This window comes from Pseudooceanicola pacificus, assembly GCF_009789075.1.
Classification (GTDB): Bacteria; Pseudomonadota; Alphaproteobacteria; order Rhodobacterales; family Rhodobacteraceae; genus Pseudooceanicola; species Pseudooceanicola pacificus.
Genome location: NZ_WNXQ01000009.1, coordinates 100362 through 112321, shown reverse-complemented (window position 1 = coordinate 112321; position 11960 = coordinate 100362). Strand labels below are relative to the sequence as shown.

Sequence of the window (11960 nt, the reverse complement as noted above, 5' to 3'; positions counted from 1 at the left end):
CCGCCGCCGCAGGCCCTCAGCCCCCGACTTCCAGCACGATCTTCCCGATATGGGCCGAACTCTCCATCCGCTCATGCGCCCCTGCGGCATCTTCCAGCGGGAACTCGCTGTCCATCACCGGCTTCAGCCGCCCGGCATCCAGCAGCGGCCAGACCCGCTCGCGCAGGGCGCTGGCGATCTCGGCCTTGGCCAGGTCGCTCTGGGGCCGCAGGGTCGAGCCGGTGATCGTCAGCCGTTTCACCATGACCAGGGCAAAGTTCAGCTCCGCCTTGGGCCCGTTGAGGAAGGCGATCTGCACCAGGCGCCCGTCCTCGGCCAGGGCGCGGATGTTGCGCGGGATGTAGTCGCCGCCCACCATGTCCAGGATCAGGTTCATCCCGCCCTCGCCCTTCAGCGCCTCGACAAAATCCTCCTCGCGGTAATTGATCGCCCGCTCCGCGCCCAGCTCCTCGCAGACCCGGCATTTCTCGGCCGATCCGGCCGTGGCAAAGACCCGCGCGCCCATGGCGCTGGCCAGCTGGATCGCCGTCGTTCCGATGCCCGAGGATCCGCCATGCACCAGGAATGTCTCCCCCGCCTGCAGACGGCCACGCATGAAGACATTGGTCCAGACGGTAAAATAGGTCTCGGGCAGGCAGGCGGCCTCGCGCATCCCCATGCCCCGGGGCACCGGCAGGCAATGGGCCGCCGGCGTCACCGCATATTCGGCATAGCCCCCGCCGGGCAGCAGGGCGCAGACCTTGTCCCCTACGGCCAGGCCGCTGACGCCCGATCCCACGGCGGCCACCTCGCCCGAGGCTTCCAGCCCCGGCAGATCGCTTGCGCCCTTGGGCGGATCGTAGGTGCCGGCACGCTGCGCGGCATCGGGGCGGTTCACCCCGGCAAAGGCCACCTTGAGCAGCACCTGCCCCGGGCCGGGCACGGGCATCGGACGGGTGGCGGGCACCAGCACCTCGGGTCCGCCGGGTTTCGAGATTTCGACCACGCGCATCGTGTCGGACATAGGGGCCTCCTTCCAGGTTCGGCCGCACTATCGACCGCGCGCCGGGAAATGCCAATCCGGCATCCGGCTTTTCTGCCCCGGCCCATCTTGCAGGCCCGCCCCGTCTTGCAGGCCCGCCCAGTCCGGTTCAGCCCCCGCCGTGGCCCGGCATCCCGGCCGCGCGGCTTGCGGGCGGGCGGATGCGGCCCAGCAGGGCCATCGGCCCGGCCAGCAGGGCCGAGGCCAGCCGGTTCTCGCGCAGGTCGGCCTTGACCTTCTCGATCTGCATCACATCGTCGATGCGGCGGTCGAGGAATTCCCAGGTCGCCTGGAATGCCGGGGAATCGTCGCCCAGCCAGAACAGCACGACAGAGCCGTAGACACCCGACAGGGTCGCCCGCTTGGTGTACCAGTTGATGTCGTCCGAACTGTCGCCGAGGCTGCGCCAGATCAGATCGGCCGTGCCCCAGATCGCCCGCGCGCCCTCGCCCGCATGCTGTGGCAGGGCAAAGAGCGTCGTGCCCCGGCGCACCAGTTCGCGATCCCCTGCGGCCTCGATGCGAAAGCGGACGGCGGCGGCGATCCGGTCGCGGAACCGCATGTCGGTCAGGTCTTCCTCCTGCAGGCGCGCCACCATCGCCGCATCGCCCCTCGCGTGGTAGGCCAGCGCCAGATCGACCCCGCCGCGCGGGTAGAGCAGGCGCGCCAGCGCGGGCGCGACATCGGCCTCCGCGGCGGCGGCGGTCAGGGTTGCGGCGGACCATCCGTCGAACGGCACATGGGCCAGGGCGGCGTCCAGGATACGCTCTGCGGGGGCGGTCTGATCGGTCATCTCGGGCTCCTCGTCGGGCTGCGGCTGCATGCTGGACAAACAGGGCGGCGCTTGGTATGTGGCCACCTCCTGCAATCTCTTGCAACTCTAACCTAGGAAGGTGGTGACAACCACATGCAGGTATCTGTTCGCGACAATAACGTCGATCAGGCGCTCCGCGCCCTGAAGAAAAAGCTCCAGCGCGAAGGCGTGTTTCGGGAAATGAAGCTCAAGCAGCATTTCGAGAAACCCTCCGAGAAGAAAGCGCGCGAGAAGGCCGAAGCGATCCGCCGCGCCCGCAAGCTGGCGCGCAAGAAAGCGCAACGCGAAGGTCTGCTCTGAGGGTTTTCCTTCGGACAGAACAGTAAGTTCAGACGACCCCCGTGGCTCCCGCCCGGGGGTTTGTCATTTCCGGGTCCTGACACTGCGGGCCTGCAAGTCCCTGATCTGTATACCGGAATATCGCAAACACCCCCAAAAGGGCCGGTTCCGGCAAGGATTCGCCGATTCCGCAGCGTCACAAATGTGACAGGGGTGTAATGGGTTTATGACGGCACTAAGTAGCAGCTTTCGTACCAGCGGAAGTTGCCGATGACCCGTTCCAGACACCCGATTGCCGAACTGCTTCTGCTGAGCCTCTTCATCGTGGCGCATGCCAGCTCCGTCTGGTTCGCGTTCACCGATCCCGATTACTTCACCCTCAGCTACGCGGCCGAGGACGGACCGCTGGAATATGCCACCGCCGTGCTGCTGTTCATCGGCTGCCTGGTGCTGGCCCGGCGCGCGCTGCAGGCCCCGGCCCACGGGCAGCCGCGCTACTATCTCTGGCTGACGGGGCTCTATGCCCTGATGTTCTTCTTTGCCGCGGGCGAGGAAGTCTCCTGGGGGCAGCGTATCTTCGACTGGCAGTCGAGCGCCTATTTCCTGCAGCACAACTACCAGGGCGAGACGAACCTGCACAACCTCGTGATCGGCGACGTGCACCTGGCCGAGAAGATCTTCGGCAATGCCCTGACGCCGATCATCCTGCTCTACCTGCTGGTTCTGCCCCTGCTCTTCGGCCGGGTCCGCTGGGTCGGTGCCTTCGTGCGCCTGCTGGCCGTGCCGGTGCCGCGCGGGCTGCACGCCTGGATGGCGCTGATCGCCTCGCTGCTGATGGGCGTGATCACGATCAAGCGGCAGTTCGAACTTTACGAACTGGCCTTCGGGATCATCACCCTGATGATTTTCCTCTCCCCTCGCAACCCCGGCGTCTGGGGCCTGACCGGACCGGCGACCCGGCCCAAAGACGAGACATTGGATCAGGCGGCAACCGTGGCGCGCGACACCTCCGCCTGAACCGGGCGCGGGTCCGTTCCCGATCACCCGCGCCGCCCGCCCGGCCGATGATGACCCCCGCGCCGGTGCAGCCGCCGCCGGTCCTTTGCGTCGCGCCGGCATTGAGCACCCTCGGCCCGCCGATCCCCCTGCACGCGGCCCGCGCCCCCGATGATGGAACCCGGTCCAGAGCATCGCGCTCCCTGCCCTCAGAGCGGATACCGGCCCGAGCATTGGCCCTCCGGCAGCCCCTGCGCGCCCGGCCCTGCCTTCCTCTGGCCGGAAATATCCTCGGGGGAATCGGGCCGCAGGCCCGATGGGGGCAGACAGCCCCCTGCCCGGCCAGACCACGCATGACGCTGGCCAGCCGGGCGCAGGCAACGCAGCTTGCGTATCCCGCCGCAGGGAAGAGGCCGCGGCACGGCCCCTCTCAGACCTCGGTGTCGCAGCTCACCCGGATCGCGCGGATGTTCGCGCCATAGGGCGCCGGATCGGTGACCGACCCGCCCTTGAACACCGCCGATCCCGCCACCAGCACATCCGCCCCGGCGGCGCGCAGCGACGGCGCCGTCACAGGCGTGACCCCGCCGTCGATCTCGACATGCACCGGCCGGTCGCCGATCAGCTCGCGCAGGCGCCGCACCTTGGCCGTCATGTCGATGAAGCTCTGCCCGCCAAAGCCGGGGTTCACCGTCATCACGCAGACCAGGTCGCAGAGGTCCAGCACATGCTCCACCGCCACGGCGGGGGTGCCGGGGTTCAGCGCCACGCCCGCCTTCATCCCCGCGCCCCGGATCGCCTGCAGCGTCCGGTGGATATGCGGCCCGGCCTCGACATGGGCGGTCAGGATGTCGGCCCCGGCATCGGCGAAGGCGTCGATATAGGGATCGACCGGCGCGATCATCAGATGCACGTCCATCACCGTCGTCACGTGGCGGCGGATCGCCTTCACCAGCGGCGGGCCGAAGGTGAGGTTGGGCACGAAATGCCCGTCCATCACATCGACATGGATCCAGTCGGCCCCCTGCGCCTCCACCGCCTCGATCTCACGCCCGAAATCGGCGAAATCTGCGGACAGGATCGAGGGCGCGATCTTCAGCGAACGGTCAAAGCTCATGGGCGGGGTCCTTCGCGCTCAGCCGTGCAGCCCGGCGACGTGATCCACCTCTTCGGCGGCGCCGAAGACAAAGGGGATCTTCTGGTGCAGCTCGGTCGCGCTCAGCGACAGGATCGGATCCTTGCCGTTGGTCGCCTTGCCCCCGGCCTGTTCCACCAGGAAGGCCATCGGCGCGACCTCGTAGACCATGCGCAGCCGCCCCCTGGCATAGGCCGGGCGGGCGTCGCCGGTGTAAAGGAACACGCCGCCCCGCGACAGGATGCGGTGCGTCTCGGCCACCAGCGAGGCAACCCAGCGAAAGCCGAAATCCTTGCCGCGCGGGCCGTCCTTGCCGGCCTCGGCCTGTTCGACATAGCTGCGCACATAGTCCGGCCAGTGGCGGCGGTAGCCCGCGTTGATCGCGTATTCCTTGGCGGAGGCCGGGATCGACAGCCCCGTCTCGACCAGTTTGAAACATGTGTCGGCCGGGTCCAGCACATACATCAGCGTGCCCGAGCCGAAGGTCACCACCAGCCCGCATTGCGGCCCGAAGATGATGTAGCCCGCCGCGATCTGTTCGGATGCGGGGCGCAGGAAGCTTTCCTCGGGCCCGGCACCGGCCGGAAAGACCGAAAAGATCGTACCGATCGAGACGTTGACGTCGATGTTCGAGGATCCGTCCAGCGGGTCGATGGCGAGGGCGAATTTCTCGCCGCCCAGGGTCAGCACGCTTTCCTGCTCTTCGGAGGCATAGTATTTCACCCCCGCCGGCCCAAGCGCCTTTTCGAATGCCTCGTCGGCCATCACGTCCAGCGCCTTCTGCTGGTCGCCGCCGGTGTTCTCGCCCACACCCGCGCCCAGCGACTGGCCCAGCGGGCCGCGGGCGATGGTGGCGGCCACGTCGATGCCTGTCGCGCAGAGCGCCTCGATCACGGGCAGCAGGTCGGCGGGGATCTTGTCGGGCTCGATGACGGGCATGGCGGTCTCGCATGGGTTCCAGTTGCCCGGGTTATTCCACGAAACCCCGCCCCGCGCCAACGGGTTTTGCCCGGCCTGCGACATGGCGCGCCTTCGACGGGGATTGGATGACCGTTCGACCGGTGGATATCAAACCCCGGCCCGGATCGGGGTACAATGCCTCGCATATGCTCCATGGAAAGTGACAAGAGCGGCAGACGCGAAGAGAGGCGCAGCGGATGGGCATCGAGGTCCTGCCGGAATTCGATATCGGTTCGATCCGCCCCACGCCGCCCGGCTCAGGGGCAGAGCAAAACCGCCGCTGGCGCCCTCGCCTCAGCCTGGCTAGACATCCGCCGGTCAGATACCTGGCCCCTGGCAGCGCCCCGACCGGCTCAGCGCCAGTCGAAGAACCCCGCGCCGGCCCGCTCCAGCAGGCGCCCGGCCAGCGTCTCGCCCATCGCGGCGCCGTCGGCGACCGGGCCGCTGATCTCGTCGGCCAGCGCCTCGCTGCCATCTGGGCGCAGGATCTCGCCCCGCATCCGCAGCGTGCCGCCCGCGACCTCGGCCAGCCCGGCAATCGGCGTCTCGCAAGACCCGTCGAGCGTGGCGAGGAAGGCGCGTTCGCAGACCAGCCGCTCGGCCGTGGGCCTGTCGTGGATCGCCTCCAGCAGGGCGGCGACCCGCATATCGTCCGCCCGCCGCTCGATCCCGATGGCGCCCTGGGCCACGGCGGGCAGCATGTCGTCGGGGTCGACTGCCTCGGCCTGCACCTGGGTCATGTTCAGCCGGTTCAGCCCGGCCATCGCCAGAAAGGTGCAATGCGCCACCCCGTCGGCCAGCTTGCGCAGGCGGGTCTGCACATTGCCGCGGAATTCCACCACCTCGACATCCGGGCGCTTGACCCGGATCTGCGCGCCCCGGCGCAGGCTGGAGGTGCCGACCTTGGCGCCCGTGGGAATGCCGTGAATGCCGCCCGGCGTCAGGCAGACGAAGGCGTCGCGCACATCCTCGCGCGGCAGGTAGCACTCCAGCACCAGCCCGGCGGGCTGCAGCACCGGCATGTCCTTCATCGAATGCACCGCGATGTCGATACCGCCCTGTACCAGCGCTTGTTCGATCTCGCGGGTGAACAGGCCCTTGCCGCCGATCTCGCGCAGGGCACGGTCCTGGACCCGGTCGCCGGTCGTCTGGATCACGCTGATCTCGAAGGCCTCGACCGGCAGGTCGAACGCGGCCATCAGCCGGTCACGTGTTTCATGGGCCTGGGCCAGCGCCAGCGGAGATCCGCGGGTGCCGATCCGCAGCGGAGCGGAAGGGGTGGGACGTGCGACACTCATGCCGATCTGTTAAGCGCCCCCCGAACGGCTTGCAAGCACCAGCGCAGGCGCCATCCGGTCGCATGGCCCCCGGGGGCGGGCCAGGCGGCGCGCAGGCGGATGCCGCGCGGCAGGCGCCGGGCGGGTTCTTGCGCCCAGCGGTCCAGGCCAAGGCGGATCAGCAGGATATGGTCGTAATAGGGCATGGTGTCCTCGCGGGGGTGGTCGGGTCTTGAGGGTGACGCATCGCTCCTGCCATCCTGCTGTCAGTGGCCTGTGCTATCCTGTCAGGAGCCTGCAGCCGGAGCGCCCGACCATGACCCGACAGAACCGCCTGTTCGAACTGATCCAGATCCTGCGCGCCGCGCCCGGCCCCCGCACCGCCGAGACACTGGCCGAGGCGCTGGAGGTGTCGGTGCGCACGGTCTATCGCGACGTGGCCGCGCTGCAGGCGATGCGCGTGCCGGTCGAGGGCGCGGCGGGCATGGGCTATGTGCTGCGCCGGGGCTACGACCTGCCGCCGCTGAATTTCGACACCGAGGAATCCGAGGCCCTGCGCGTCGCGCTCGCCATGCTGGCGCGGACCGGGGACACCGCGCTGATGCGCGCGGGCGAGCGGGTGCGCGACAAGATCGACGCGCTGCACGGCCCGGCGGACTGGCTGCATGTCGCCCCCTTCGGCGCGGTGCGCGACGACCCGGCGCTTGGCTGCGTGCCGGTGTCGCTGCTGCGCGGCGCGATCCGCGAGGAACGCAAGCTGCGCATCGACTACCGTGCGCTCGACGGCGGGCAGAGCACCCGGGTGATCCGGCCGCTGGTGGTGATCTACCATGTCGAGGTCAAGCTGCTGGTCGCCTGGTGCGAGATGCGCCACGACCTGCGCCATTTCCGCATGGACCGCATCTGGCACTGCGACCTGCTGGAGGAGACGTTCACCGGCCAGGGCGAGGTTCTGCGCGCGCTCTGGGCCGAGCGCGAAGCCGCGGCGGATGCGCCCGCCGCAAGCGGGGCGGCTTGACAAGCGGCCCCTGCGCGGCGACCTCAAGGGGCGACAGAGGAGCCCCGCATGACCGACAAGACCATCCTGCGCGCCCTGAAGGGCGAAACCCTGCCGGTGCCGCCGATCTGGATGATGCGCCAGGCCGGACGCTACCTGCCGGAATACCGCGCCACCCGGGCGCAGGCCGGGGATTTCCTGTCGCTCTGCTACAACCCGGAACTGGCCGCCGAGGTCACGCTGCAGCCGATCCGGCGCTACGGGTTCGACGCGGCGATCCTGTTCGCCGACATCCTGCTTGTGCCCCAGGCGCTTGGCGCCGATCTGTGGTTCGTCACCGGCGAGGGGCCGCGCCTGTCGACCGTCACCGCCCAGGGCGATTTCGACACGCTGAAACCCGCAAGCGCGGTGCACGAGACGCTGGCCCCGGTCTACGAGACCTTGCGCATCCTGTCCCGCGCCCTGCCGGCCGAGACGACGCTGATCGGGTTTGCCGGCGCGCCCTGGACTGTCGCGACCTATATGATCGCCGGGCGCGGCACGCCCGACCAGGCCCCCGCCCATGCGCTCAAGGCCGAGAACCGCGCCCTGTTCGAGGCGCTTCTGGAGCGGCTGACCGAGGCGACGATCGAATACCTTTCGGCCCAGGTCGAGGCCGGGGCGGAATGCGTCAAGCTGTTCGACAGCTGGGCCGGATCGCTGAACGGCGCCGATTTCGATGCCTATGCGCTGGCCCCCGCGAAACGCATCATCGCTGAACTCAAGGCGCGCCACCCCGGCCTTCCGGTCATCGCCTTCCCGCGCGAGGCGGGTGAGAAATACGTGGGCTTTGCCAGGGCGACCGGGGCCGATTGCGTCGCGCTGGACAACTCCGTCGCGGCGGACTGGGCGGCACAACACGTGCAAGTCGACGGCTGCGTGCAGGGCAACCTCGCCTCCTCGCACATGGTCACGGGCGGTCAGGCGCTGGTGGACGAGACCCGCGCCATCGTCGAGGCCTTCCGCAACGGGCCGCATATCTTCAACCTGGGCCACGGCATCACGCCGGATGCCGATCCCGAAAACGTGCAGCTGATGATCGACACCGTGCGCGCGATGGCCCCGGCCACCTGATTTGGGCGGTCATGGCGCCGTGCCCGCGGGCGCGGGCAGGCCATGAGAGCGGCGGCCGGTTACCTGCGGGCGGACGGCTCACGGCCGGTTGCGATATGTCGGCGGCTGGACCCGCTCCGCATCCGCAGGACGGGGCCGCGCCACGCCGGGTCGCCGGGCCTCACGCACGAGGGCCCCGGCGCCCCGCACCGACACCTCCGCACCCCGGCGCGACAGGCTAGCGCGACAGGGCGCCGATCACGTCGATGGGCCGGATCGCGCCGACCTCGCGCCCGGCCTCCATCACGCGCAGCCCCGGCGCGCCCGATTTCAGCGCCGCCACCGCGTCCAGGATCGGCGCGTCGGCCGCGATCTCGGGGCCGGTGCCGCCAGCCGCGCTCATCACGTCGCGCGCCCGCAGCACGCCCAAAGGGTTCATATGGGCCACGAAATCCGCGACGTAATCGCTGGCGGGGGCGGCGATGATCTCTTGCGGGGTGCCGCATTGCACGATCCGCCCGCCCTCCATGATGGCGATGCGGTTGCCGATCTTGAACGCCTCGTCCAGGTCGTGGCTGACAAAGACGATCGTGCGTTTCAGCCGGGATTGCAGCTCCAGCAGCTCGTCCTGCAGCCGGGTGCGGATCAGCGGGTCGAGCGCGCTGAAGGGCTCGTCCATCAGCAGGATCGGGGCGTCTGTGGCAAAGGCGCGGGCCAGGCCCACGCGCTGCTGCATGCCGCCCGACAGCTCGCTCACCTTGCGGGTGGCCCAGTCGGTCAGGCCCACCATCTCCAGCTTCTCGCGCGCCTTGGCCTCGCGCGCGGGGCGCGACATGCCGGCAAGCTCCATGCCCAGGGCCACGTTGTCCAGCACGTTGCGCCAGGGCAGCAGGCCGAACTGCTGGAACACCATCGCCACGCATTCCCGCCGCAGGTGCAGCAGCTCTGCCGACGAACAGTCGGGGATGCGGCAGGTCCAGTCGCCGTCCCGCACCCGGACCTCGCCGCGCACCACGGGGTTCAGCCCGTTGACCGCCCGCAGCAGCGTCGACTTGCCCGAGCCGGACAGGCCCATCAGCACGAGGATCTCGCCCTCCGCGACCTCCAGCGAGCAGTCGTGCACGCCCAGCACCTGCCCGGTGGATTTCTGGATCGTGGCCCGGTCCTGCCCCTTGTCCATCAGCGGCAGCGCCTCCTGCGGGCGGTTGCCAAAGACGATCGAGACCTTGTCGAAGATGACAGCGCTCATTTCCGGCCTCCGATCCGCAGCATCCGGTCCAGCAGGATCGCCACCACCACGATGACAAAGCCCGATTCGAACCCGAGCGCCGTGTTCACCTGGTTCAGCGCCCGGACGACCGGCACGCCCAGCCCGTCGGCGCCCACAAGCGCCGCGATCACCACCATCGACAGCGACAGCATGATGGTCTGGTTCAGCCCCGCCATGATCTGCGGCAGGGCATAGGGCAGTTCGACCTTCCACAGTTTCTGCGAGGGGGTCGCGCCAAATGCCTCGGCCGCCTCCATCAGCGCGACGGGGGTGGACGACACGCCCAGATAGGTCAGCCGGATCGGAGCGGGCAGCACGAAGATCACCGTGGCGATCAGCCCCGGCACCATGCCGATGCCGAAAAAGACGATGGCCGGGATCAGGTAGACAAATGTCGGCAGCGTCTGCATCAGGTCCAGCACCGGCTGGATCCAACCGTAGAGCTTGGGCCGGTGCGCCAGGGCGATTCCGGCCGGAACCCCCAGCCCCATGCAGACGATGCAGGCGGACATCACCAGCGTCAGGCTTTCGGTCATCTCTTCCCAGTAGCCCTGGTTGAGGATGAAGAGGAAGCCCAGCCCGGTCAGCAGGCACAGCTTCCAGCTGCGTTGCAGCACCCATGTCAGCGCGACGAAAAGCGCGATGACGATCAGCGGATGCGGTTCCTGCAGGCACCAGAGCAGCCAGTCGATCAGCCATTCCATCGCATCCGACAGGGCGTCGAAGAAGAAACCCCCCTTGACCTCAAGCCAGTCGAAGGCCCCGCCGGCCCATTTGCCCACGGGTATCTTGGTGTCAGTCAGCCAGTCGAGCATCGCCGCTCCTGTCCCTGTTGTCCGTTTCCTCCGGCGGTCCGTGCCGCCGGTTCGTCAGTCCTGCGCCATCGGCCCCGGGGGGGTCTTGCGCGTCGTCCCTGTCCCGGGACCGCTGCGGCCATCAGGGCGGTGCCGGTCCCGATGTCGCCCCTGAGGGGCACGGAGGGGCGGGCCAGACCGGCACCCTGCCAGCCCCAGAACCCGCCCCCACCGAAGTCGCGCCTGCCCCGCCGGGGCAGGCCGGGGCGAGGGCCAGCCCCCCACCCCGCCGCGGATCAGTTCAGCGCGGCCTTGACGGCGGCCATCGCGTCGCCGCCATCCTCGGTCGTCACGCCGTCCAGCCAGGGCATCCAGGCGTCGGGATGGGCGGCAAGCCATTCCTTGGCGGCGTCTTCCCCGTCCTCGCCATCGTCGAGGATCTTGCCCATGATCTCGTTTTCCATCGCCAGCGAGAAGGACAGGTTTTCCAGGAACTTGCCCACGTTCGGGCATTCCGCCACATAGCCCTTGCGCACGTTGGTATAGACCGTCGCGCCGCCTAGGTCGGGGCCGAAGAAGTCGTCGCCGCCTTCCAGATAGGTCATGTCGAAATTGGCGTTCATCGGATGCGGTTCCCAGCCGAGGAAGACAACCGGCTCACCCTTGCCGTCGGCACGCTTGACCTGCGCCAGCATCCCCTGTTCCGAGCTTTCGACCACCTCGAACCCGGTCAGGCCAAAGGCGTCCTGCCCGATCATGTCCATGATCAGGCGGTTGCCGTCATTGCCCGGCTCGATGCCGTAGATCTTGCCCTCGAGCGCGTCCTTGTGGGCCGCGATATCGGCAAAATTGGTGATGCCCAGATCCGCCGCCGCCTTGTTCACCGCCAGGGTGTACTTGGCACCCTCAAGGTTGGCGCGCACCGTCTCGACCGTGCCTGCGTCGCGATAGGAGGCGATATCGCCCTCCATCGTGGGCATCCAGTTGCCCAGAAAAACATCGACATCGCCGCCGGCCAGCGCGGTGTAGGTCACCGGGACCGACAGCACCTTGGTGTCCGTCTCATAGCCGAGCGCGTCGAGAATCACCGAAGCCGCCGCCGTGGTCGCCGTGATGTCGGTCCAGCCGACATCCGAGAAGACCACCTCGTCGCAATCCGCAAAAGCCGCCTGCGCGCCAAGAACCAGCGCCGCAACGCTTACCGTGCAAGTTTTCATCATGGGTATCTCCCTTGTCGTTTGCCACGCAGCCCCGCGATTTGGCCGGGGTTGCGTTTTTTGTTGATTGATGAGTTAATCAAAAACCAATGAGCCACGATTGCAAGC

The 11960-nt window shown here is 68.5% G+C and carries 13 protein-coding genes; 4 read left to right on the top strand and 9 right to left on the bottom strand.

Annotation, left to right across the window (positions count from 1 at the left end):
- Positions 1-16: 16 nt before the first annotated feature.
- Positions 17-1003, bottom strand: coding sequence for an NAD(P)H-quinone oxidoreductase (locus GLS40_RS14715; protein WP_160383501.1), 987 nt, complete (start codon positions 1001-1003; stop codon positions 17-19).
- Between the two features lie 127 nt (positions 1004-1130).
- A complete protein-coding gene (locus GLS40_RS14710; RefSeq protein ID WP_160383500.1) occupies positions 1131-1814 on the bottom strand; it encodes a COQ9 family protein in 684 nt (227 codons plus the stop codon).
- Between the two features lie 114 nt (positions 1815-1928).
- Here GLS40_RS14710 and rpsU point away from each other — a divergent pair, with 114 nt between their 5' ends.
- Both rpsU and GLS40_RS14700 read left to right on the top strand, forming a co-directional pair.
- Positions 1929-2135 (top strand): 30S ribosomal protein S21, encoded by a 207-nt coding sequence (gene rpsU, locus GLS40_RS14705; RefSeq protein ID WP_005614280.1) that lies wholly within the window; start codon positions 1929-1931, stop codon positions 2133-2135.
- 249 nt (positions 2136-2384) lie between these two features.
- Positions 2385-3131 carry a hypothetical protein gene (locus GLS40_RS14700; protein ID WP_160383499.1) on the top strand — a complete coding sequence of 249 codons (747 nt, stop codon included), beginning with the start codon at positions 2385-2387 and terminating at the stop codon, positions 3129-3131.
- A 409-nt stretch (positions 3132-3540) separates the two neighbouring features.
- On the opposite strand, the gene rpe is transcribed toward GLS40_RS14700, so the two are convergent.
- The 4 genes from rpe to GLS40_RS14680 form a co-directional block, all read right to left on the bottom strand.
- Positions 3541-4227 carry a ribulose-phosphate 3-epimerase gene (gene rpe, locus GLS40_RS14695; protein ID WP_160383498.1) on the bottom strand — a complete coding sequence of 229 codons (687 nt, stop codon included), beginning with the start codon at positions 4225-4227 and terminating at the stop codon, positions 3541-3543.
- An 18-nt stretch (positions 4228-4245) separates the two neighbouring features.
- Complete coding sequence (locus tag GLS40_RS14690; protein WP_160383497.1) at positions 4246-5184, bottom strand: class 1 fructose-bisphosphatase; 939 nt, start codon at positions 5182-5184, stop codon at positions 4246-4248.
- A gap of 374 nt (positions 5185-5558) precedes the next feature.
- Positions 5559-6503 carry a hydroxymethylbilane synthase gene (hemC, locus tag GLS40_RS14685; protein WP_160383496.1) on the bottom strand — a complete coding sequence of 315 codons (945 nt, stop codon included), beginning with the start codon at positions 6501-6503 and terminating at the stop codon, positions 5559-5561.
- Complete coding sequence (locus tag GLS40_RS14680) at positions 6500-6688, bottom strand: hypothetical protein (protein ID WP_160383495.1); 189 nt, start codon at positions 6686-6688, stop codon at positions 6500-6502. Before GLS40_RS14680 ends, hemC begins: the two co-directional genes overlap by 4 nt.
- Before the next feature lie 110 nt (positions 6689-6798).
- On the opposite strand from GLS40_RS14680, the gene GLS40_RS14675 reads away from it, so the two are divergent.
- Both GLS40_RS14675 and hemE read left to right on the top strand, forming a co-directional pair.
- A complete protein-coding gene (locus GLS40_RS14675; RefSeq protein ID WP_160383494.1) occupies positions 6799-7500 on the top strand; it encodes a helix-turn-helix transcriptional regulator in 702 nt (233 codons plus the stop codon).
- Positions 7501-7548: 48 nt separating this feature from the next.
- Positions 7549-8592, top strand: coding sequence for a uroporphyrinogen decarboxylase (gene hemE, locus GLS40_RS14670; RefSeq protein ID WP_160383493.1), 1044 nt, complete (start codon positions 7549-7551; stop codon positions 8590-8592).
- A gap of 217 nt (positions 8593-8809) precedes the next feature.
- Here the strand turns inward: hemE and choV are convergent, their stop codons facing one another.
- The 3 genes from choV to choX form a co-directional block, all read right to left on the bottom strand.
- On the bottom strand, positions 8810-9820 hold the full coding sequence (gene choV / locus GLS40_RS14665) for a choline ABC transporter ATP-binding protein (RefSeq protein ID WP_160383492.1): 1011 nt from the start codon (positions 9818-9820) through the stop codon (positions 8810-8812).
- Complete coding sequence (gene choW / locus GLS40_RS14660) at positions 9817-10656, bottom strand: choline ABC transporter permease subunit (RefSeq protein WP_160383491.1); 840 nt, start codon at positions 10654-10656, stop codon at positions 9817-9819. Before choW ends, choV begins: the two co-directional genes overlap by 4 nt.
- Before the next feature lie 275 nt (positions 10657-10931).
- Positions 10932-11855: a choline ABC transporter substrate-binding protein gene (gene choX, locus GLS40_RS14655; protein WP_160383490.1), complete on the bottom strand. Its 924-nt coding sequence runs from the start codon at positions 11853-11855 to the stop codon at positions 10932-10934.
- Between the last annotated feature and the right edge of the window lie 105 nt (positions 11856-11960).